We start from the raw sequence: 23,147 nt of genomic DNA on the forward strand, positions 1-23,147 counted from the left end.
ATACTATGCGATTGATTACATCTCATGAGACGGCGGAGCCAGCACCTCACGGTTACCATTATGGCCAGGCGATGACACAATCCCCTGCGCTTCCATCTGCTCGATAATTCGCGCCGCCCGGTTGTAGCCGATACGGAATTGACGCTGTACGCCCGAGATCGAAGCACGACGTTTCTCAACGATAAATGCCACCGCTTGATCAAACAGCGGATCCAGCTCTTCATCGGCATCCAGCCCCAGACTGCCACCTTCGCCCTCTTCACCGGCGGTGATGCTGTCGATATATTGTGGACGACCACGCGCTTTCCAGTCCTGCACCACCGCATGAACCTCTTCATCACGGACAAATGCGCCGTGCACACGGATCGGGATCGAGGAGTTCGGCGGCATATACAACATATCACCCATCCCCAGCAGCGATTCCGCACCCGCCTGATCGAGAATGGTACGCGAATCGATTTTACTCGATACGGTAAAGGCAATTCGTGTCGGGATGTTCGCCTTAATCAGGCCGGTAATCACATCCACCGACGGACGCTGTGTCGCCAGCACCAGGTGGATACCTGCCGCACGGGCTTTTTGTGCCAGACGGGCAATCAGCTCTTCCACTTTTTTGCCCACTGCCATCATCAGGTCGGCGAATTCATCCACCATCACCACGATGTAAGGCAGTTTCTCCAGCACCGGCGGAGTGGTTTCCATACTGTCGCCTGGCTTCCAGAACGGATCGGGAATCGGACGGCCCATCGCCGCAGCCTGCTCAATCTTCTCGTTGTAACCGGCCAGATTACGCACACCCAGCGCCGACATCAGCTTATAGCGACGCTCCATTTCACCGACACTCCAGCGCAGCGCATTGGCCGCATCTTTCATATCGGTAACCACTTCCGTCAGCAGATGCGGAATACCTTCGTACACCGACAGTTCCAGCATTTTCGGGTCGATCATAATAAAGCGCACTTCTTCCGGCGTGGCTTTATACAGCATGCTGATAATCATGGCGTTAACGCCGACGGACTTACCAGAACCGGTTGTACCGGCCACCAGCAAGTGCGGCATTTTACCTAAATCAGCCACCACCGGTTGACCGGCAATGTCTTTCCCCAGCACCACGGAAAGTGGTGACGGATTGTCGCGGAATTTTGCACAGTCCAGCACTTCACGCAGGTAAACCGTCTGACGATGTTTGTTTGGCAGTTCCAGACCAACATAAGGTTTACCCGGAATCACTTCCACCACACGCACCGCCACTGCTGACAGCGAGCGCGCCAGGTCACGGGACAAGTTAGAAATACGCGCCGCTTTCACTCCTGGCGCCAGATCCAGCTCGTAACGGGTAATCACCGGCCCTGGCGAAATCCCGACCACTTCCGCTTTGACACGGTAATCCGCCAGCCGCGCCTCAACCAGACGAGCAGTCTGCTCCAGCGCAAACATATCGACCGGCTCCTCTTCTGCTGGCGGTGAGGTCAGCAAATCCAGGGTTGGTAACGGCGTTGCAGGTTTATGCAACGGCTGTTCGTGACGCATCAGGAACGGATGAATCAGGCTGTCGGCAGCAGGTTCCTCTGGTTTCGGCACGGCGACAGCCGCTACCGGCTGCTGAGCAGGCTGTGGCGTATACTGTGATGCCGCAGGTGCCGCCACCGACTGATGAGCAGACTGCTGTGCCGCAGGCGTTGGCTGCTGCCAGGATGGCGTAACCGGCTGCTGTGGCTCAACCTGATGGTAAGGCTGAGCTTCCGGCTCCGGCGTCGCATCGAGGGTAAACAGCGGCTCAGTCGGGCCATCGTCTATCAAATCATCCATTGGTGAGAAGTCAAAAGCGCGCGAGGTGTCCAGAGAGAAGCTCTGCGTCGCCGGTTCAGCGGCGGGCTGCTGCTCATGGGTATATCGCTGCTGCTGTTGCTCTGCGAACTGACGCGCCAGCATCGCCTGCTGGAGCGCCTCTTCATCCTCTTGTTCCGGCGCAAACTCTTCGCCGTAGCGCTGCTGCTGTTGTGCCATAAAGGCTTCACGCAGCTGAGATTCCTGCACCATCGCCTGCTGCTCTTCATCCGTCTGGAAAGCCGTGGCAGCAGGTTGCGACGCTTGCTGCTGCTCCTGCTCTTTGGCTTTCTCTTCCGCAATGCGCTGCGATGGCAGCTTGATGCCCCAGGAAGCCAGCTCGCGGCGAGTCGGTAACTTCACCGGATTCGGACGCGGTAACGCAGGACCGATACCCTGTTTCACCTGCGGATTGCTGTCGCTGCCGCTGGTAGCCGTGAAACCTGGCATAAATGCTGCTGCGCTGGCTGCCACCTTCGCCGCATCGGCAACACTGCCCGCCCGCGACGGATTTGCAGCAATCGCCGTCGGCTCAGTTTGTGGAGCAGAGAAATCAAACGGTGAAGCCGAAGAGGATGGCGTGTCGCGCCAGTTGCCCATCTGCGGAGCATCGTCCTCATCTTCCAGCGGATAATCGGGTGCTGGCGTCTCTTCCGGTAATTCGAAACGATACACCGGCGGCGCTTCAGGCTGTGGCGCAGGGGGACTTACCGGCGCAGGCGGGCTGACCGTCGGTGCCGCAACCGGCGCGGAAGCCGGGCGCGCTGCCGCAGGGGACGCAGCCGTAGCCGCAACCTCTGGTGCCGGCGCACGTTGCGCGGCGGTAGCGGTAGCCGCCAGCGCAGCCGTGGTCGCCGCTGCCGCTTTCGCTAACAGCGGGTCCTGCGATTCACTGTCGTCATCTTCGACCTGCTCTTCGTCATCGGCGATGAGCTTCGGTGCCGACAGCAATACGTCATCATCATCATGCGCAGCCGCTTTCAGTACCGGCGCGGCACGGGGTGGCTCGTCTTCTTCTTCATGCCACTCATCGTCGTGACGTGAGCGATTACTGGCAAAGGTCAGTACGCCCATTACCGTGCCGCCGATTTTCTCGGCAATCATCAGCCATGACCAGCCGGTATAGAGGGTCAAACCCGCCGCCCAGACGCACAGCAGGGTTAATGTGCCACCCGCACCACTGAAATAAGGTGCCATCGCGTTGCTGACCAGGCTGCCAATCACGCCGCCAGAGGCGAAGTACCAGATATCATCCGCGTTAATCGCCGCCAGACCGCAGGTGGTGATCACCAGCGCCAGCACGCCGATCAGACGCAAAGCTACAGCAAAATAGTCGATGTAATCCTGGCTGTCACGCTGGCGGAAAGTGATCCAGCAGAGGCCAAGAATAACCGGAGGAATGGCATAGGCCATCACGCCAAAAATAAACAGCAAGGTGTCGGCAAGCCACGCTCCTGGCGCGCCACCGAGGTTATGTATCGGTTCATGCCAGGCGGTTTGTGACCAGCTGGGATCGGAAGGGTTGAAGCTCAACAGTGCTGCCATCAGATAAACGGCGAAAAGAGCAACAATAATCAACAGCGCTTCAAGCAAACGACGTCCACTACTCAGCGGCTGCAAGGTAACTTCTTTATCTTCTGTGTATTCCTGGCTCAAGAGTACTCTCCAGGGGCCTGTAAACTTGGAAGGCAACAGCGCCGGGCAAGCCCGACGCTGAACCTGTATGAATTCACAGGAGTGTACCGAAATCTCTCAGGTTTTGCACCTGCCCTGTGTTACCGCGTTTTAATCACTAAGCGGTTACTTTGTTTCACTTCTTCCATCACAACATAGGTGCGTGTGTCATTCACACCAGGCAGACGCAGCAAGGTTTCACCGAGCAATTTACGATAAGCCGACATATCAGGAACGCGCGTTTTCAACAGATAGTCGAAATCGCCAGAAACGAGGTGACACTCTTGAGTTTCCTCAAGTTTTTGCACTGCGGCGTTAAATTGCTCAAACACATCGGGCGCACCACGATTCAGAGTAATCTCAACGAAAACCAGTAGTGAAGCATCAAGATAATGCGGGTTCAGCTGCGCGGTATAGCCAAGAATAAAACCCTGACGCTCCAGACGACGAACACGTTCTAGGCACGGCGTTGGTGATAAGCCAACCCGTTTGGAAAGCTCGACGTTAGAAATTCGACCATCCTTTTGCAGTTCATTAAGGATATTACGGTCGATTCTGTCGAGATCTTTACCGGGGCGTTTTTTATTGTCTACCATTATTATTGTCTCTCTTAATTCCTTCCCTTTACCTGCCACACCCTGAACAAATCAATGTAACAGGGTTGTCTGAAGTGAAGACATTGAGTCTGTTGCCTGATAAGCGCCATCCATATGACGCATGTTGTCTGTCCACACCATGCGTCATGACAAATGACAGACTGAGTTTATTCGGAGTAATGCGCGAAACATGGCATTAAACCCTGCTCTGCTGCCCTAAATACCCTCTGCTTCCTACAATGTTTTCGCAAAAGCGCAGCCGATTGTCAAAGTAAAACAAACAAAATCAGTACAACATGCCATATGCCCTGCTGCACGACTGTTTTTTAATGGGTATTTTCCCATTAATCTGTGCGATGTTGCCGCCAGCTGCTCGCTTTTCACTCAGCTGGCCGACCGCTGCCGCTTCATCGGTTAAAACTGTTGCATCGATTGTTAACAAAATCTCAGAACGCTTTTTTTGCGGCGTTAAATTCCCTACAATCGCAAAGTATGTTTGCCAGTTAACAAATGAGGGTCTCATGGGCACGGCCAAACACAGTAAATTATTAATTCTGGGCTCTGGTCCAGCAGGCTACACCGCTGCGGTCTATGCGGCGCGCGCTAACCTGAATCCGGTGCTGATTACCGGTCTGGAAAAAGGCGGTCAGCTGACCACCACCACTGACGTTGAGAACTGGCCAGGCGATCCAAGCGAATTAACCGGCCCGCTGCTGATGGAACGTATGCATGAGCACGCGGTGAAGTTCAATACCGAGATTCTTTTCGACCATATTCATACTGTCGATCTGCAGAACCGTCCGTTCCGCCTGACCGGCGACAGCGGCGAGTACACCGCCGATGCGTTGATTATCGCCACCGGCGCCTCTGCCCGTTATCTTGGTCTGCCTTCTGAAGAAGCGTTCAAAGGTAAAGGCGTCTCCGCCTGTGCGACCTGCGACGGCTTTTTCTATCGTAACCAGAAGGTTGCGGTAATTGGCGGCGGCAATACTGCGGTTGAAGAAGCACTCTACCTGGCGAATATCGCGGCGGAAGTGCATCTGATTCACCGTCGTGACAGCTTCCGTGCCGAAAAGATCCTGATCGATCGGCTGATGGAAAAAGTGAAAAACGGCAATATCGTATTGCATACCGATCGCACGCTGGATGAAGTGGTCGGCGATCAAATGGGCGTAACCGGCCTGCGTCTGCGCACGGTTTCCGGCAGCGAAGAGATTGAGCAGCTGGATGTTGCCGGCCTGTTTGTGGCAATTGGTCACAGCCCGAACACCGCCATCTTTAACGGTCAGCTGGAGCTGGAAAACGGTTATATCAAGGTTCAGTCGGGTATTCATGGCAACGCCACCCAGACCAGTATCCCTGGTGTATTTGCCGCTGGCGACGTGATGGACCATATCTATCGTCAGGCGATTACCTCTGCCGGTACCGGTTGTATGGCCGCACTTGACGCTGAACGTTATCTTGACGGTTTGGTTAAGAACGATAAGTAAGTTGTTAAAAAGCTGATCGAACTTTCCCAAGGCGACTGCTCATCAGTCGCCTTTTTTCATTCTGCCCTGTACCATTGCCAGCGACTTATCGTTGGGTCATTTATGTGGCACTGCCCGGTGGCTGCCAGTTTCGTTTTTCTGCAAGAACGGTAACTGATGAACAAGACGCGTCAACAACAACTTACCCGCTGGCTGAAGCAACAGAGCGTGCATGCGCGCCGTTGGTTACGCCTCTCTTTTCTGCTCGGCCTTGCCAGCGCACTGTTGATTATTGCGCAAGCCTGGCTGCTGGCATCGCTGTTACATCAGCTGATTGCGCTTACTCTTCCCCGCACCGAATTAGTCCCCGATTTTCTGCTATTGCTGAGCTGCTTTATTGCCAGGGCAGTGATCAGCTGGCTGCGCGAGCGGGTTGGATTTTACTGTGGGCTGGCGATCCGCCGCACACTGCGTAAAACGGTATTAGATCGTCTGGATGCGCTGGGACCGGCGTGGATTCAGGGTCAACCGGCGGGTAGCTGGGCCACCCTGCTGCTGGAACAGATCGAAGAGATGCAGGATTACTATGCACGCTATCTGCCGCAGATGTCGCTGGCGGCACTGATTCCCTGTTTTATCCTGATTGCCATTTTCCCGATTAACTGGGCAGCCGGGGTGATCTTACTGGTCACCGCCCCACTGATCCCGCTGTTTATGGCGCTGGTCGGAATGGGCGCGGCGGATGCGAATCGCCGCAACTTTCTCGCGCTGTCGCGGCTGAGCGGCCATTTTCTCGACCGACTACGCGGTCTGGAGACATTGCGCCTGTTTCATCGCGCCGCCGCAGAAACCGACAATATCAACAGCGCTTCAGAGAGTTTTCGCCAGCGCACCATGGAAGTATTGCGCCTCGCCTTCCTCTCGTCGGCGGTACTGGAATTCTTCGCATCACTCTCTATCGCCATTGTGGCGGTCTACTTTGGTTTCTCTTATTTAGGCGAACTGAACTTCGGTCATTACGCTACTGGCGTCACGCTGTTTGCCGGTTTTCTGGTGCTGATCCTTGCGCCGGAGTTTTTCCAGCCGCTGCGCGATCTCGGCACCTTTTATCATGCCAAAGCTCAGGCCGTAGGGGCAGCCGATGCGCTGCATACCTTCCTCAGCCAGACCGATGAAATCACCGTGGCACACGGCAGCCAGACGCTGAGCGACGGTGTGCCGCTGACGTTCAGCGCCAGTCAACTGGTGATTCTCTCTCCTGCCGGTTCGGTTCTCGCCGGGCCGCTGACTTTTACGCTACAACCTGGGCAGCGGGTGGCGCTGGTCGGGCAAAGCGGTGCAGGTAAAAGCTCGCTGCTGAATGTGCTGTCTGGTTTTCTGCCCTATCAGGGTTCGCTAACGGTAAATGGTATTGAGCTGCGCGAACTCAACGCGGAACACTGGCAGCAGCAGCTGGCGTGGGTCGGGCAAAACCCGCAGTTACCGGCGATGACGCTGCGCGACAATCTGCCGTCAGAGGATACAACGCAATTGCAGCACGCTATCCAGCTGGCAGGCGCCGATGAGTTTTTAGCCCAGTTGCCGCAAGGACTGGATACCGAGACAGGCGAACATGCTGCGCGGCTGTCGGTAGGTCAGGCGCAACGTGTGGCGGTGGCACGGGCGCTGCTGAAACCGGCCAGACTGATGTTGCTTGATGAACCGGGTGCCAGCCTCGACAGTGACAGCGAACGTCATGTGATGCATGCGCTGGTTCAGGCTTCACATCAACAAACCACGCTGCTGGTGACTCACCAGCTGAATCAGCTGACACAGTGGGATGAGATCTGGGTCATGCGCCAGGGCCAGCTGATTCAGCAAGGCTGCTGGGATGCGCTGGTGGCGCAGGATGGGCCCTTTGCCGAACTGTTATCTCAGCGCCAGGGAGCGATTGAATGAAAGCCCTTCTGCCATTTCTGAAACTTTATCGTCGGCACCTTGGCCGCTTAACGCTTGGCGTACTGCTGGCCATCGTCACTCTGCTGGCCAGTATCGGTTTACTGACGCTGTCAGGCTGGTTCCTCGCCGCCTCATCGCTGGCGGGCTTTGCCGGATTGTACACGTTTAACTATATGCTACCGGCGGCTGGCGTGCGCGGCGCGGCCATCACCCGTACTGCGGCACGTTATTTTGAACGCCTGGTCAGTCACGACGGCACTTTCCGCGTGCTGCAACATCTGCGGGTATTTACCTTCAGTAAATTGCTGCCGCTCTCCCCTGCCGGTATTGCGCGTTTTCGTCAGGGAGAACTGCTCAATCGGCTGGTGGCGGATGTTGATACGCTCGACCATCTCTATCTGCGGGTGATTTCACCGCTGGTTGGCGCATTGATGGTTATCCTGGTGGTGAGCTTTGCCCTTAGCTGGCTGGATATGCAGCTGGCTCTGACGCTCGGGCTGATTATGCTGCTGACACTGTTGGTGATGCCGCCGCTGTTTTATCGCGCCGGTCGCCCGGCAGGTGAAGCCATTACGCTGCTGCGCGGTCAGTATCGTCTGCAACTGATTCGCTGGCTGCAAGGCAGCGCGGAACTGAAGATTTATGGTGCTGCCAGCGCGTATCGTGCGCGGCTGGATGAGACCGAACAACAGTGGCAGCAGGCGCAGCGCCAGCAAGCGAATCTGGGCGGGCTGTCACAGGCGATGATTCTGCTGATTAGCGGCGTTACCGTCACTTTATTGCTGTGGCTCAGCGCCGCAGGCGTCGGGGAAATGACGCAGCCTGGCGCGTTGATTGCGCTGTTTGTCTTCTGCACGCTGGCGGCGTTTGAAGCGCTGGCACCAGTAGGGGCAGCTTTCCAGCATTTAGGCCAGGTTGTCGCCTCTGCGGTGCGCGTTAGCCAGATTATTGATCAACCCGCAGCCGTCAGTTTTTCGCAGCAACACGCTGCCCGGCAGGCTGGCATGGCCGTCGCGCTGGAAGGCGTCAGCTTTAGTTACCCTTCCACCAGCCGTCCGGCGGTTAGCGGTGTATCGCTGGCGGTTGCGCGCGGTGAAAAGATTGCGTTGCTCGGCCGCACCGGTTGTGGCAAGTCTACCCTGTTGCAATTGCTGACCCGCGCCTGGGACCCGCAAGCCGGTGAAATCCGTCTGGCCGGACTGCCGCTGCGCGACTGGGATGAAGCCTCGCTGCGTGCCAGCACCAGCGTGGTCAGCCAGCGCGTGCACCTGTTCAGCCAGACGCTGCGCGACAACCTGCTACTCGCCGCGCCCGCCAGCAGTGATGAGATGCTGACGGCGGTATTACAGCAGGTCGGCCTCGGCAAGCTGCTGGAGAATGAAGAAGGATTAAATGCCTGGGTGGGTGAAGGCGGACGTCAGCTCTCCGGCGGTGAATTACGCCGTCTCGGTATTGCCCGTGCGCTGTTGCATAACGGCGATTTACTGCTGCTGGATGAGCCGACCGAGGGGCTGGATGCCGAAACTGAACGCCAGATCCTCGAACTGCTGTGGCAGCTCGACACCAGTAAGACGGTGATTATGGTCACTCACCGTTTGCAGGGGCTGGAAAAGCTCGACCGTATTTACGTGATGGATCAGGGTGAGATTCTCGAACAGGGCCATCATGCGGAATTAATCGCCAGTCGCGGTCGTTACTGGCATTTTCACCAGCGCTTTGCGCTATAGTGTTAGTTTCTTGTCCGCTGAGAATATTCCATGCGACTGATTCAACTCTCACGTGATTCGCTGAATTTTCCGCCGCCGGAAATGGCGCTGAAGGAGCCGAATGGCTTACTGGCAATGGGCGGCGATCTCAGCCCTGCACGGCTGCTTAATGCGTATCAGCGCGGGATTTTTCCGTGGTTCTCACCTGGCGACCCGATTCTCTGGTGGTCGCCCGATCCGCGTGCGGTGTTGTTTCCCGAGCAGTTTCACCTTAGTCGCAGCATGAAGCGCTTTCATCGCCGTTCCCCCTATCGCGTCACCCTGAATCAGGCATTTGCAGAGGTGATTGAGGGATGCGCCAGCGAACGCCAGGAGGGAACGTGGATCACGCCGCAGGTGAAGCAGGCGTGGCTGAAATTATTTAGCATGGGCCATGCCCATTCGGTGGAAGTGTGGCTGGATGAGCAGTTAGTCGGTGGCCTCTACGGCATGGCGCTGGGGCAAATCTTTTGCGGCGAGTCGATGTTCAGCCGTAGCGAAAATGCCTCGAAAACCGCGTTACTGGTATTCAGCCACTATTTTAGCCAGCAAGGCGGCAAACTGATTGATTGTCAGGTGTTAAATTCTCATACCGCCTCATTAGGAGCGAAAGAGATCCCGCGTGCAGACTGGCTGGCATGGCTGAATACACTGGCACAACAGCCGGTCAGAGAGAGCTGCTGGCACGGACAGCGGCTTTTTTAACAACCGGAAATGAGGTTTTCCACGCATTTGCAGATAACAGTGCTATAATATGCGCGTTTGGTATGTCGTCCGCCGTTCGCTGCACCATGAGCGAGCCGGAATTACCAGGCTGGGAATCTCTCAACGCACCGTTTCAGAACTGTTTTAATTGTGCGAATGATGCCGACTTAAAGCAGATTCTTAGCCCGCTATTCCCCCGCTGACGTCATCACACCCGATATTTATTCGCCTGCTGCTTACGGTGTAAATCTCATCATTAGCAGCAAGTGCTGGTGACTTCACCAACAATTGTTTACATAATACTTGAAATTCGGCATTATCTTGCCGGTTCAAAACTAAGGTAGTCCACCCAGAGGATTCGATGGCCAAAGAAGACAATATTGAAATGCAAGGTACCGTACTTGATACGTTACCTAACACCATGTTCCGCGTTGAATTGGAAAACGGGCACGTGGTTACCGCTCATATCTCCGGTAAAATGCGCAAAAACTATATCCGCATCCTGACGGGCGACAAAGTCACTGTAGAGCTGACCCCGTACGACCTGAGCAAAGGCCGCATTGTCTTCCGTAGTCGCTGATTTGCCCCATTCAGTGTCGATGCGCTAAGCCAGCGACACCCGTAAAAAAAGGCCGGATAATTTTATTATCCGGCCTTCATTATTTGTGGGAGCCGATAACGGCTCCCCAGGGATGATGATGCGATTAATGCACCGTCCCTTCAGTTTTACGCTTCTGCGCGCTCAGGAAGTGATAAGTGAGCTGGTTGTTCTCTTTATCCAGCGCCACTGACACTGAGCCACCATCGACCAGCGAACCAAACAGCAGCTCATTAGCCAGCGGTTTTTTCAGGCTTTCCTGCACGGTACGTGCCATCGGACGTGCGCCCATCGCCTTGTCGTAACCCTTCACGGCCAGCCATTCGCGGGCTTCATCACTGACTTCCAGCGACACACCTTTCGCATCCAGCTGCGCCTGCAGTTCAACAATAAACTTGTCGACCACCTGATGGATAACTTCTGCCGACAGGTGTTTGAACCAGATAATATTGTCGAGACGGTTGCGGAATTCCGGGGTAAAGATCTTTTTGATCTCTTCCATCGCATCGGTGCTGTTATCCTGCTGGATCAGGCCGATGGATTTCCGCTCGGTCTCCCGCACTCCGGCGTTCGTGGTCATCACTACGATCACATTGCGGAAATCCGCTTTGCGGCCGTTGTTATCGGTCAGCATCCCGTTGTCCATCACCTGCAACAGCAGGTTAAACACATCCGGGTGCGCTTTCTCGATTTCATCCAGCAGCAGCACCGCATGCGGATGTTTGATTACCGCATCCGTCAGCAGACCGCCCTGATCGAAACCAACATAGCCCGGAGGCGCACCGATTAAACGGCTGACGGTATGACGTTCCATATATTCAGACATATCAAAACGCAGCAGTTCAATCCCCAACGCTTTCGCCAGCTGAACGGTCACCTCGGTTTTACCGACGCCGGTAGGGCCAGCAAACAGGAATGAACCGACCGGTTTACGATCCTGACCGAGGCCAGCACGACTCATTTTAATCGCTTCGGTTAATGCCTCGATGGCATTATCCTGACCGAACACCAGCATTTTCAGGCGATCGCCCAGCGTTTTCAGCGTGTCGCGATCGGTAGCTGAGACACTTTTCTCAGGAATACGCGCGATACGCGCCACCACCGATTCGATATCCGCAACATTGACGGTTTTCTTACGCTTGCTTACCGGCATCAGACGGCTACGCGCACCGGCTTCATCGATCACATCGATCGCTTTGTCCGGCAGATGGCGGTCATTGATATATTTCACCGCCAGCTCAACCGCCGCCCGCACCGCTTTGGCGGTATAGCGTACATCATGATGCGCTTCGTACTTCGGCTTCAGACCGTTAAGGATCTGCACGGTTTCATCGATCGACGGCTCAGTGATATCGATCTTCTGGAAACGACGCGCCAGCGCACGATCTTTTTCAAAGATATTGCTGAATTCCTGATAGGTGGTCGAACCCATCACGCGAATTTTGCCGCTCGACAGTAGCGGTTTGATCAGGTTAGCCGCATCAACCTGGCCGCCTGATGCCGCGCCCGCACCAATAATGGTGTGAATCTCATCGATAAACAGAATACTGCTGGTATCCTGCTCCAGCTGTTTCAGCAACGCCTTAAAACGTTTTTCAAAGTCACCACGGTATTTAGTACCCGCTAACAGTGAACCGATATCCAGCGAATAGATGGTGCAATCCTTGATCACTTCCGGCACGTCGCCCTGCACAATACGCCAGGCCAGACCTTCGGCAATCGCGGTTTTACCCACGCCCGATTCACCCACCAACAGCGGGTTATTTTTGCGACGACGGCACAGTACCTGAATAGCGCGTTCCAGCTCTTTATCGCGCCCGATCAGCGGATCGATACCGCCTACGCGAGCAAGCTGATTAAGATTGGTGGTGAAGTTTTCCATACGTTCCTCCCCGCCTGCTTGCTCTTCGTTAACCGGATTTTCTGCCCCTGGCGCCTGGCCAGGTTCATCTTTACGCGTTCCGTGGGAGATAAAGTTCACCACATCCAGTCGGCTGACTTCATGCTTACGCAGCAGGTAAGCCGCCTGTGATTCCTGTTCGCTGAAAATCGCCACCAGCACGTTCGCGCCCGAGACTTCACTGCGTCCCGATGACTGAACATGGAAGACCGCACGCTGTAACACGCGCTGGAAGCTGAGCGTCGGCTGCGTGTCGCGCTCTTCTTCGCTGGCAGGCAGCACCGGTGTGGTTTGTTCGATGAAGGCTTCGAGCTCAAGACGCAGAGCAACAATATCCACCGTACAGGCTTCCAGTGCCTCTCTGGCCGACGGATTGCTGAGCAGAGCCAGCAACAGATGCTCGACGGTCATAAACTCATGACGGTGCTCGCGCGCTCTGGCGAAAGCCATGTTTAAACTGAGTTCCAGTTCTTGATTGAGCATTAGGCACCTCCCCCAATTATCGCCTGACGGACAACTCCCGAATGGAGCGGAAAACCGATCAGGCTTTTTCCAGCGTACAGAGCAACGGATGCTCGTTATCTTTCGCGTACTGGTTCACATGTACCACCTTGGTTTCAGCCACTTCGGCGGTGAAAACACCACAAATAGCTTTACCACGATAGTGAACCGTAAGCATCAGTTGCGTTGCACGTTCAACATCATAAGAAAAGAACTTTTGCAGTACGTCAATAACAAATTCCATAGGTGTATAATCGTCATTGTTCAATATGACTTTATACATTGAGGGCGGCTTAAGCTCCTCACGCAGTTTATCTTCTGCAAGATGTTCAAAGTTAAGCCAGTCGTTAGTGTTTCCCATAGTAATCCGCAATTATTGTTCGTGACGAGCTGGCATCAGATTATCATGCCCTGCATTAAGTTTAACACGCCTGACAATTTGTCCAGCGTGGTTGAAATTTTATCCGATACTGCCGTTGCGCGACCTTCATCACAAAATTTGCAATAGCGTTAACTGCCTCAAATTTTGAGGATTTCGTCCCCGTCTCACAGGGCCATTAGCTTGACGCTAAGTCCGTTTTCTCTACATTGTACAGGCATAAGCTGATTGAGTTTTAATCAGCCTGGGCTGAAAGCCAGTTCACCTCATACTTATAAAATGTCTTGCGAGGGATGTAGAAGCATGGAGACGGGTACTGTTAAATGGTTCAATAATGCCAAAGGCTTCGGCTTTATCTGTCCTGTCGGTGGTGGCGAGGATATTTTCGCGCACTACTCGACGATTCAGATGGACGGTTACAGAACGCTGAAAGCCGGGCAACAAGTCCAGTTTGATGTACATGAAGGGCCTAAAGGCAATCATGCCAGCCTTATCGTTCCAGTAGAAGTGGCGGCCGCAGTCAGTGCCTGACCATTTCTCACTTATTCTGTACAACCCTACCGAAAAATGCCAGCCACAGATGCTGGCATTTTTTTCTCCACGCTTAACAGTAAAATTGGGTCGCCTTCGCCCTTTTCAACCCTGCGGCTAATCTGCCTGACCGCGAGCCAGCCACAGCACGCGCGCAAACATCTGTCGCAATATCGGTGGAATGGCCTCAGTACCGCGTTCAGCCGCATCCATCGCCACGGCAATCGCCAGATCTGGCTTTGACGAGCGCTGAATCGCCTTGGCAATAATGCGCCGCAGATTCATCGGGACGTTCGCGGGCAGATGCGCGATCTTATGATAGACCTCGCTAAATCCCTGCTTATACAGAAAATGCTCCATATCCAGCGCCGGTAACATCGTCAGATGATCGCGCTCGGCCTGCTGATGATCGCTGCACAGATTGCGCGCGGTAGCCGCATACTTTTTCCCGGCATCATCGCCATCGGTCAATACATGCCACTCAATACCCATCCGTTGGGCAAATTTCAGCAGTGGGCGCAGTCCGGATTGTGCAAATTCAATCACTTTCACCCCTTCCGCTTCAAAGTGGTGACCGCATTGCCGCGCCAGTTCATTCATCACCCAGACTTCGGTTTCTCCTTCCACCAGCAGCCAGCAGCGGGCAAACAGCGACGACGGGCGGCTGAAGCGAATATGAAACGCGATGCGTCGACTGTCTTCCGCACTCATTCCGCCGGGGCCAAGTCGCCAGGCGGCGACCCGCAATGGTTCGCGTACCAGACGACAAACCTGCTCCATCGGCACTTGCGACAGCAGTTCAGACGAGTTGGTGGTGGTGATTTTTTGCAGTGGCAGCAATTCCAGTAATCCCCACGCTACCGACAGCATAATCGGATGCAGACGGGTTTCCGGGTCCTCCACCAGCAGCAGCGGGCGGGCATCGGCATCGAGCTGCCAGGCACCGCGCGCCTGCGCCAGGAGCGTAAAAATCCGCAACATAATTAACCGACGACTGCGACTATTGGTATCAGCAATCAGCTGATTAAGATTATTTAAATGACGCCAGCCCTGCTGCGATTCACGCGCGCTGTGTGGCACCCTTCCCGGCTGTGCGCTGTTCTCCGGCTGCTGGACGGAAAAGTAGTGCTCCAGCAGTTGCTGCATGGTTTTTAACCCTTCACGCAGCTCACTGTCGCTGAGATGTTCCGGCCGGTTAACCAAATCGCGCGTCAGACTGTCAATCTGCCCGGCCAGCGCATTCAGCTCCGGTTCACTGTGCGCTGGCGGTGTTTCATGGCGCTGCCGACGGGTGAAGCGCGCATCGCGCAGCCGCAGCACCGGATGCAGCGCCATCAGCGTCTGCACCGCAGCTTCATCTGGGGTGGCAATCAGCTGCTGATGCCCATCGAGGAACTGGCGGCGGGTAGTGACCTGCTGATCATCATCAAGTTCACCGCTGACGCGATAAACAATGCGCTGTACACCGTCAGCGCCGTGCTGCCAGATATCACGCAATGGCCGGTAGCGTGGCGCGTGATAAGGATAAGACGGCCCCTGCCGAAAGGTAAAGGTCACCTGCAAATGGCGCGTACGCTGATTAAGATTGCCGGGCGGAAAGTGGAAATCATTGAGCACAAACTGATACAGCGTGGCTTGCGGTGACAGCAACAGCGTCAGTGCATCCAGCAAGCTGGATTTGCCCCAGGCATTTTCGCCGATCAGCACAGTGTTATTTTCCAGCGGCAGTGACAACCGGTTGAGGCCGCGAAACCCGACAATATCGATATTTTCCAGAATCATAGGCTCTACTCTCCCCGCTTTTACTTGAGAATGGCCGCCCGCTTGCAGCAGGTCAAGTACCGCTGCCGATCATTGCTTTACTCGACAGATGTTTTTGGATAGCGTGTTGCCACTTTTTCATAAGGACCAGCCAGCGCTATGTATTCGGGACTACTGATTATTCTTGTACCTTTGATTTTGGGCTATTTACTGCGGTTAAAACGTCCGGCGTTATTGCGACTGGTCAACCGCCTGCTGAGCTGGATGGTGTACGTCATTCTGTTTTTCATGGGTATCAGCCTCGCGTTCCTCGACAATCTGAGCAGTAACTTACTGTCGATTTTCCATTACGCTGCGGTCAGCGTTGCCTGCATCATCGCCTGCAATCTGCTGGCGCTGTGGCTGCTGGAGCGGCGTAAACCCTGGGCGCACCAGCATAAACAGGAAGTGCTGCCGTCGCGCCTGCATATGGCACTGGAGTCGCTGAAGCTGTGTGGCGTAGTCGTGATCGGTTTTGCCCTCGGATTAAGCGACTGGCCGCCGCTGCACTATGCCGCTGCGGCCAGTGAGTACGCGCTGATTCTGCTGCTGTTTCTGGTCGGTATTCAGCTGCGCGGCAGCGGCATGACCTTACGCCAGATTGTACTTAACCGGCGCGGCATGATGGTGGCGTTGGTGGTTGCCGTCAGCGCACTGGCAGGCGGCCTGATCGCCGCACTGCTACTCGATTTGCCGCTGAAAACCGGGCTGGCGATGGCCTCGGGTTACGGCTGGTATTCCCTGTCCGGGATTCTGATGACCGAAGCATTCGGGCCGGTGATCGGCAGCGCCGCCTTCTTTAATGACCTGCTGCGCGAGTTGCTGGCGATTATGCTGATCCCGACGCTGGTGCGCCGCCATCGCTCCACCGCCTTAGGTCTGTGCGGTGCGACCTCGATGGATTTCACCCTGCCGGTGCTACAGCGCAGCGGCGGAATGGAAATCGTTCCGGCGGCGATTGTGCATGGCTTTGCGCTTAGCCTGCTGGCACCGGTATTGATCGCGCTGTTCTCTTCATAATTTCCTGCCTGTCGCGGGGCTGTCTGGCCCCGCTTAAACAACATCAATTCACACTTTACCCCTGTTGGCGCAAATCCCGTTTCGTTTCCTTCGACTATGCTTTTTCTGATTAATAAAGGTCATCGACTGCCCAGCCGTTGATCACAATGAGGAGAAAAGGATGAAACAAACCGTTGCCGCTCTGGTGGCAAAAACGTTAGAAAGCGCCGGCGTAAAACGCATTTGGGGCGTAACCGGGGACTCACTGAACGGACTTAGCGACAGCCTGAACCGCATGGGCACCATTGAATGGATGCCAACGCGCCATGAAGAAGTCGCCGCATTCGCTGCCGGTGCTGAAGCGCAAATCAGCGGCGAGCTGGCGGTCTGCGCCGGCTCCTGCGGGCCGGGCAACCTGCATCTGATTAACGGCCTGTTCGACTGCCATCGCAATCAGGTGCCGGTACTGGCGATTGCCGCCCATATTCCTTCCAGCGAAATCGGCAGCGGCTATTTTCAGGAGACGCATCCGCAGGAGTTATTCCGTGAATGCAGTCATTATTGTGAACTGGTATCGAATCCTGAGCAGTTGCCGCAGGTGCTGGCGATTGCCATGCGTAAAGCGATTCTCAACCGCGGCGTGTCAGTAGTGGTGTTGCCGGGCGACGTGGCGTTACAGGCCGCTCCCGAGGGGGCAACAGCCAACTGGTATCCACCGCAGCATCCGCTGATTCAACCGCCAGCCGGTGAAATGGCCAAACTGGTCGAGACGCTGAATCAGGCGAAAAACATCACCCTGATGTGCGGCAGCGGCTGTGCCGGTGCGCATCAGGAAGTGGTGCAATTGGCCGCCATCTTAAAAGCGCCGGTGGTTCACGCGCTGCGCGGCAAAGAGCATATCGAGTATGACAACCCTTATAGCGTCGGCATGACCGGGCTGATCGGTTTCTCTTCCGGCTATCACGCGATGATGAATGCTGACACCCTGGTGTTGCTCGGCACGCAATTCCCCTACCGCGCGTTTTATCCGGCTGACGCGAAGATTATTCAGATCGATATCAATCCAGGCAGTATTGGCGCGCACAGTCATGTGGATATGGCGCTGGTCGGTGATATCAAATCGACCCTGACGGCGCTGCTGCCGCAACTGGCGGATAAGCCTGACCGTCATTTCCTCGACAAGGCGCTGGAACACTATGCCGATGCGCGGAAAAGCCTCGACGATCTGGCGACGGCCAATGATAAGCAGGCGATTCATCCGCAATACCTTGCTCAGCAAATCAGTCATTACGCCAGTGAGGATGCGATTTTCACCTGTGATGTCGGCACCCCGACCGTCTGGGCGGCACGCTATCTGAAAATGAATGGCAAACGCCGCCTGCTGGGTTCCTTCAGCCACGGCTCGATGGCGAATGCCATGCCGCAGGCGCTGGGTGCGCAATCCCTGAATAAACAGCGCCAGGTGGTGGCAATGTGCGGGGATGGCGGCTTCAGCATGCTGATGGGTGATTTCTTGTCGGTGGCGCAGCTGAAACTCCCAGTCAAAATCGTGGTGTTTAACAATAGCGTGCTGGGCTTTGTAGCGATGGAGATGAAAGCCGGTGGCTATCTTACCGACGGTACCGAGCTGGAAAACCCGAACTTTGCCGCGATTGCCAACGCGTGTGGCGTTAAAGGCATCCGGGTGGAAAAAGCCTCAGAGGTCGATGCGGCACTGGAGCAGGCGTTTGCCCATGACGGCCCGGTGCTGGTGGATGTGGTCACCGCCACCGATGAGCTGGCGATGCCGCCACAAATTAAAATGGAGCAGGCCAAAGGCTTCAGTCTGTATATGTTGCGCGCGATCATCAGCGGTCGTGGTGATGAAGTGGTTGAGCTGGCGAAAACCAACTGGCTGCGGTAAAACATTAATCCGGACTTGTTACGGACGCTGCGGCGTCCGTTTTTTTTATCAGGAGAGCAACAGTGGTCGATTTACGCAGTGATACCGTCACCCGACCGGGTGCCGCCATGCTGGCTGCCATGATGTCGGCAGAAACCGGGGACGATGTTTACGGTGATGACCCTACCGTTAATGCGCTGGAGGCCGAAGCAGCAAGGCTTAGCGGTAAACAGGCGGCGCTGTTCCTCCCTACCGGCACCCAGGCCAATCTGGTGGCGTTACTCAGCCACTGTGAACGTGGTGACGAGTATATCGTCGGTCAGCTGGCGCATAACTATAAATATGAAGCGGGGGGGGCAGCGGTGCTCGGCAGCATTCAGCCACAACCGATTCTCGCCGCCGCCGATGGCAGTTTGCCGCTGGATGTGGTGGCATCGGTGATCAAACCGGATGATGCCCACTTCGCCCGCAGCACATTATTAAGCCTGGAAAATACCCATAATGGCAAAGTGCTGCCCCTGGCCTACCTTAAAGACGCTTTTGCCTTTACCCGTGAACATCAGCTGGCGCTGCACATTGATGGCGCACGTATTTTTAACGCGGTGGTGGAGCTGGATGTCACGCTGGAAGCCATCGCCCGTTACTGCGACAGCCTGACCATTTGCCTGTCAAAAGGTCTCGGCGCACCGGTCGGATCGCTGCTGTGCGGTAGCGAAGACTATATCAAACGTGCGCGGCGCTGGCGCAAAATGACTGGCGGCGGTATGCGCCAGGCAGGGATTCTGGCAGCGGCCGGACTGTATGCTTTTCAGCATAATATCGCACGGCTGAAAGAGGATCATGACAATGCCCGCTGGCTGGCCGAACAGCTGAAAGCTATCGGGGTCGATGTCAGACGTCAGGATACCAATATGGTGTTTGTGCGCCTCGCCGATCATCAGACAGAACCACTAAAACAGTATATGCATCAGCGCGGTATCATTATCAGTACCGGTGCGGTCACGCGTCTGGTGACGCATCTGGATGTCGATCGTCATGCGCTGGAAGAGCTGGTCAGGCACTGGCAGGCGTTTCTTGCCATCTGATTAGCAGGCCGACACGGGCGGCGAGAACGCCGCTCGTGGGGTTATTCTGAGTGATATTTTTCGATTAACGCCTGGGCAATGGCGGCGGTTTCGGCATCCGGCAAACCACGATAATCTGCCGGGCGGAAATGCATCTGGAAAGCCGCGATCACTTTCCGCTGCTGCTGCGGCGTCATTCCTTCCGTCACCTCATAACCATAGCGTGCCAACAATGTCAGCAGCTCCTCTGACGGCACCGCTTGCTGCGGATCACGACCCGCCAGCCAGAAACGCACCCGCCCGGTGTCAGGCCAGGCGCCTAAGCCCTGCTGCGCCAGTAAAGTCCACGGGAATAACGGCCCGGGATCCTGTTTGCGCTGCGGCGCGATATCACTGTGACCGACAATATTCTCTGGCTGGATCTGATAACGCTGCGCTATATCGCGCACCAGCGGTTGCAGCACGGCGATCTGTTCCGGCGTAAACGGCGTCCAGACCACCCCGGTGGCGGTGCGGGTATAGCCGGGATTAACCAGCTCAATACCAATCGAAGTATCATTCAGACGGGTCGCGCCGCGCCAGAAGCTCGGTCCGGCATGCCAGGCCAGTTGCGCTTCTGGCACCAGTTGCCAGATAAGCGGCTCGCCTTTTTTTTGTGGCGGCTGATCCGGGATCAGATAATGCACGCTGACCTGCCGATCGGTCAGCGTCGCCAGTGAGGTGGGAAAATCTTCGGCCGTATAGTGAATCACCAGCACTTTAATACGCGGACGCGCACCGTAAGCACTGTGGCGCGTGTCCACCTTGTAGCCGTCGCGCTGTTCAATGCCGGGCGTTGAGCAGGCACTCAGCAGCATCGCCAGCAGCAGCATCCCGTAACGCATTAGCGGGTTTTCACTGCGGTTCCGCTGACGCTGACCATCAGCATACTGCTGTCTTTACCCACGGTTTCATAATCGATATCGATGCCGACAATGGCATTCGCGCCCAGCGCTTTCGCCTGCTCTTCCATCTCTTCAAATGCCAGCTTACGCGCTTTACGCAGCTCTTTTTCGTAGGCGCCGGATCGGCCGCCGACGATATCGCGGATGCCGGCAAAGAAATCACGGAAAATGTTAGCGCCAAGAATCGCTTCGCCAGTCACCACGCCGCAGTAATCGGTAATGGTTTGCCCTTCCAGCGTTGGGGTAGTTGAAAATTTCATACTGCTCTCCTGATCGGCCTGATAGCCCGCGAGGTTAAAAACCGTGGCTATACTTTATGCTAAAAAACATGACTTGCCAGCTAACAATAAGGAAATGAAAATGAAAAACATAGCGTTTGCCGCGCTGTTACCGGCCGCATTATTACTCAGCGCCTGTACGACGGTCGAACCGGCGTATAACGATATTGGCAGCCGCAGCGGACCCTGCGTGGAAGGCGGGCCGGATACCGTGGCGCAAAAATTCTACGATCTGCGTATTCAGCAGCCGACTCAGGGGCTGCCGGATGCGCAGTTGCTGGCAAAATATCGTCCTTATCTCAGTGATTCACTGTATCAGAAACTGTTGAAAGCCAATGCGGAGACGAATAAACCGGCGCAGCTTACTCAGGGCGATCTGTTCTCCAGCCTGGCCGCCGGCCCGACCTCAGCCAGCGTAGCCGATGCCTCGACCATTCCGAATACCGATGCGCGTAACATTCCGCTGCGGGTTACGCTGAGCCGCGACGGTGATAAAGCCGTAACGTGGCAGGATGAGGTGTTGATGGTGCGCGAAGGCACCTGCTGGACAGTGGATGATGTGCGTTATGTCGCCAACTGGCAGCGTGCAGGGGGCGGAAGCCTGAGCCAGACGTTAGAAAAATAATGCATTGTTAAGCGCGCCGCGACAATGCGGTGCGCTTATCGGGTGTGACGTTGCAAAAATCAATCGGCTTTACCGCTCCCCGCTTGCGATGCCCGATCTTGTGCTACGCTTTAAATACCTGACTTATCATAAATAAATTTTAACGCACGATGATTGCATAACTATTCTGTCGACGTTAAGATTTGCGACATCAATTGCTATTCACAATTTGCGCATGAGTATTCAACTAAACGGTATTAACTGCTACTACGGTGCTCACCAGGCACTGTTCGATATTCAACTGGAATGTCCTGAAGGTGAAACTCTGGTTCTGCTCGGCCCCAGCGGCGCGGGTAAGAGCTCGCTCCTGCGCGTGCTGAATTTGCTGGAGATGCCGCGCTCCGGCACGCTGAGCATAGCGGGTAACAATTTCGACTTCAGCCACACCCCATCCGATGGCGCAATTCGTGAACTGCGTCAAAACGTCGGTATGGTATTCCAGCAATATAATCTCTGGCCGCATCTGACGGTGATGCAAAACCTGATCGAAGCGCCCTGCCGCGTGCTGGGACTCAGCAAAGATCAGGCGCGCGCGCGTGCCGATAAACTGCTGGAGCGTCTGCGTCTGACCAAGTTTGTCGACCGCTTTCCGCTGCATCTCTCCGGTGGTCAGCAGCAGCGCGTGGCGATTGCGCGCGCATTGATGATGGAGCCAGCGGTACTGCTGTTTGACGAGCCGACCGCAGCGCTGGATCCGGAAATTACCGCCCAGATTGTCAGCATTATTCGCGAGCTGTCGCAAACCAAAATCACTCAGGTGATTGTCACCCACGAAGTCGAAGTGGCCCGTAAGACCGCCAGCCGGGTGGTTTATATGGAGAATGGCTACGTGGTTGAACAGGGTGACGCCAGCCGCTTTACACAGCCGCAAACCGAAGCGTTTGCCAACTATCTTTCGCACTGATGCAGGACATAATGATGAAAAAAATGGTACTTGCCGCACTGTTAGCCGGAATGAGCCTCAGCGCCACCGCCGCACAAACCATCCGCTTCGCCACTGAAGCCTCTTATCCTCCGTTTGAATTTGTCGATGCGGATAACAAAATTCAGGGCTTCGACGTTGATCTGGCCAATGCGCTGTGTAAAGAGATCGATGCCCAATGTACCTTTACCAATCAGGCATTTGACAGCCTGATCCCGAGCCTGAAATTCCGTCGTTTTGACGCGGTAATGGCCGGAATGGACATCACGCCTGAGCGTGAAAAGCAGGTGCTGTTTACTAAAGCCTATTACGACAACTCTGCGACCTTTATCGCGCAGAAAGGCAAACTGGCCGATGTTGCGGCACTGAAGGGCAAACGCGTTGGCGTGCAGAACGGCACCACGCATCAGAAATACCTGAGTGATAAGGAAACTGATGCCACTGTCGTGCCTTACGACAGCTATCAGAACGCCATTCTCGACCTGAAAAATGGCCGTATTGACGCGGTATTTGGTGATACTGCGGTGGTTAACGAGTGGCTGAAGCAGAATGCTAACCTTGCCCCGGTCGGCGAGAAAGTGACCGATAAAGCCTATTTTGGTACCGGCCTCGGTATTGCACTGCGTCAGGGTAATACCGAGTTGCAGGGCAAATTTAACGCCGCACTGGATAAAGTGAAGGCAGATGGCACCTATAAAACCATCTATGAAAAATGGTTCCAGCAGTAATTA

At 55.3% G+C, this 23,147-nt stretch carries 19 protein-coding genes; 12 read left to right on the plus strand and 7 right to left on the minus strand.

From position 1 onward, the window contains the following. Nucleotides 1-15: 15 nt before the first annotated feature. Both NG42_RS00225 and lrp read right to left on the minus strand, forming a co-directional pair. Entirely contained in the window at nucleotides 16-3,483 is a 3,468-nt protein-coding gene (locus NG42_RS00225) for a DNA translocase FtsK 4TM domain-containing protein (protein ID WP_052896543.1), read from the minus strand. 119 nt (nucleotides 3,484-3,602) lie between these two features. Next, on the minus strand, nucleotides 3,603-4,097 hold the full coding sequence (lrp, locus tag NG42_RS00230; RefSeq protein ID WP_006118610.1) for a leucine-responsive transcriptional regulator Lrp: 495 nt from the start codon (nucleotides 4,095-4,097) through the stop codon (nucleotides 3,603-3,605). A 521-nt stretch (nucleotides 4,098-4,618) separates the two neighbouring features. Here lrp and trxB point away from each other — a divergent pair. From trxB to infA, 5 genes are all read left to right on the plus strand, one after another. Then, the gene (trxB, locus tag NG42_RS00240; protein ID WP_052896546.1) at nucleotides 4,619-5,587 is read left to right on the plus strand and encodes a thioredoxin-disulfide reductase; all 969 of its coding nucleotides are present in this window, start codon (nucleotides 4,619-4,621) and stop codon (nucleotides 5,585-5,587) included. Nucleotides 5,588-5,743: 156 nt separating this feature from the next. Beyond that, a complete protein-coding gene (gene cydD, locus NG42_RS00245) occupies nucleotides 5,744-7,504 on the plus strand; it encodes a heme ABC transporter permease/ATP-binding protein CydD (RefSeq protein WP_052896548.1) in 1,761 nt (586 codons plus the stop codon). Then, complete coding sequence (gene cydC / locus NG42_RS00250) at nucleotides 7,501-9,231, plus strand: heme ABC transporter ATP-binding protein/permease CydC (RefSeq protein WP_052896550.1); 1,731 nt, start codon at nucleotides 7,501-7,503, stop codon at nucleotides 9,229-9,231. The genes cydD and cydC overlap by 4 nt, the downstream gene beginning before the upstream one ends. A 30-nt stretch (nucleotides 9,232-9,261) precedes the next feature. Beyond that, nucleotides 9,262-9,954, plus strand: coding sequence for a leucyl/phenylalanyl-tRNA--protein transferase (gene aat, locus NG42_RS00255; RefSeq protein WP_052896552.1), 693 nt, complete (start codon nucleotides 9,262-9,264; stop codon nucleotides 9,952-9,954). A gap of 361 nt (nucleotides 9,955-10,315) precedes the next feature. Then, nucleotides 10,316-10,534, plus strand: coding sequence for a translation initiation factor IF-1 (gene infA, locus NG42_RS00260; RefSeq protein ID WP_002211347.1), 219 nt, complete (start codon nucleotides 10,316-10,318; stop codon nucleotides 10,532-10,534). A gap of 124 nt (nucleotides 10,535-10,658) precedes the next feature. Here infA and clpA read toward each other — a convergent pair whose 3' ends face one another. After that, on the minus strand, nucleotides 10,659-12,935 hold the full coding sequence (clpA, locus tag NG42_RS00265) for an ATP-dependent Clp protease ATP-binding subunit ClpA (protein ID WP_052896554.1): 2,277 nt from the start codon (nucleotides 12,933-12,935) through the stop codon (nucleotides 10,659-10,661). A gap of 58 nt (nucleotides 12,936-12,993) precedes the next feature. Next, entirely contained in the window at nucleotides 12,994-13,314 is a 321-nt protein-coding gene (gene clpS, locus NG42_RS00270; protein WP_052896556.1) for an ATP-dependent Clp protease adapter ClpS, read from the minus strand. Nucleotides 13,315-13,635: 321 nt separating this feature from the next. Between clpS and cspD the strand changes: the two genes are divergently transcribed. Continuing rightward, nucleotides 13,636-13,863 carry a cold shock-like protein CspD gene (cspD, locus tag NG42_RS00275; RefSeq protein ID WP_052896558.1) on the plus strand — a complete coding sequence of 76 codons (228 nt, stop codon included), beginning with the start codon at nucleotides 13,636-13,638 and terminating at the stop codon, nucleotides 13,861-13,863. A 117-nt stretch (nucleotides 13,864-13,980) separates the two neighbouring features. Here cspD and NG42_RS00280 read toward each other — a convergent pair whose 3' ends face one another. Beyond that, entirely contained in the window at nucleotides 13,981-15,645 is a 1,665-nt protein-coding gene (locus NG42_RS00280; RefSeq protein WP_052896560.1) for an ATP-dependent nuclease, read from the minus strand. 138 nt (nucleotides 15,646-15,783) lie between these two features. Between NG42_RS00280 and NG42_RS00285 the strand changes: the two genes are divergently transcribed. From NG42_RS00285 to ltaE, 3 genes are all read left to right on the plus strand, one after another. Further along, complete coding sequence (locus NG42_RS00285) at nucleotides 15,784-16,683, plus strand: LysO family transporter (RefSeq protein WP_052896562.1); 900 nt, start codon at nucleotides 15,784-15,786, stop codon at nucleotides 16,681-16,683. Between the two features lie 160 nt (nucleotides 16,684-16,843). Further along, the gene (gene poxB / locus NG42_RS00290) at nucleotides 16,844-18,565 is read left to right on the plus strand and encodes a ubiquinone-dependent pyruvate dehydrogenase (RefSeq protein ID WP_052896564.1); all 1,722 of its coding nucleotides are present in this window, start codon (nucleotides 16,844-16,846) and stop codon (nucleotides 18,563-18,565) included. Nucleotides 18,566-18,627: 62 nt separating this feature from the next. Beyond that, entirely contained in the window at nucleotides 18,628-19,629 is a 1,002-nt protein-coding gene (gene ltaE, locus NG42_RS00295) for a low-specificity L-threonine aldolase (protein WP_052896566.1), read from the plus strand. A 41-nt stretch (nucleotides 19,630-19,670) separates the two neighbouring features. On the opposite strand, the gene NG42_RS00300 is transcribed toward ltaE, so the two are convergent. Then, nucleotides 19,671-20,492, minus strand: coding sequence for an N-acetylmuramoyl-L-alanine amidase (locus tag NG42_RS00300; RefSeq protein WP_052896568.1), 822 nt, complete (start codon nucleotides 20,490-20,492; stop codon nucleotides 19,671-19,673). Beyond that, nucleotides 20,492-20,812, minus strand: coding sequence for a heavy metal-binding domain-containing protein (locus tag NG42_RS00305; protein ID WP_052896570.1), 321 nt, complete (start codon nucleotides 20,810-20,812; stop codon nucleotides 20,492-20,494). Before NG42_RS00305 ends, NG42_RS00300 begins: the two co-directional genes overlap by 1 nt. A 100-nt stretch (nucleotides 20,813-20,912) precedes the next feature. Here NG42_RS00305 and NG42_RS00310 point away from each other — a divergent pair, with 100 nt between their 5' ends. The 3 genes from NG42_RS00310 (at nucleotide 20,913) to artJ (ending at nucleotide 23,144) form a co-directional block, all read left to right on the plus strand. Continuing rightward, nucleotides 20,913-21,455, plus strand: a complete 543-nt coding sequence (locus tag NG42_RS00310) for a lipoprotein (RefSeq protein ID WP_052896572.1) — start codon at nucleotides 20,913-20,915, stop codon at nucleotides 21,453-21,455. A gap of 214 nt (nucleotides 21,456-21,669) precedes the next feature. Then, entirely contained in the window at nucleotides 21,670-22,398 is a 729-nt protein-coding gene (artP, locus tag NG42_RS00315) for an arginine ABC transporter ATP-binding protein ArtP (protein ID WP_052896574.1), read from the plus strand. Nucleotides 22,399-22,412: 14 nt separating this feature from the next. Further along, nucleotides 22,413-23,144, plus strand: coding sequence for an arginine ABC transporter substrate-binding protein (artJ, locus tag NG42_RS00320; protein ID WP_052896576.1), 732 nt, complete (start codon nucleotides 22,413-22,415; stop codon nucleotides 23,142-23,144). The last annotated feature ends 3 nt before the right edge of the window (nucleotides 23,145-23,147 follow it).

The organism is Winslowiella iniecta (genome assembly GCF_001267535.1).
GTDB classification, from domain to species: domain Bacteria; phylum Pseudomonadota; class Gammaproteobacteria; order Enterobacterales; family Enterobacteriaceae; genus Erwinia; species Erwinia iniecta.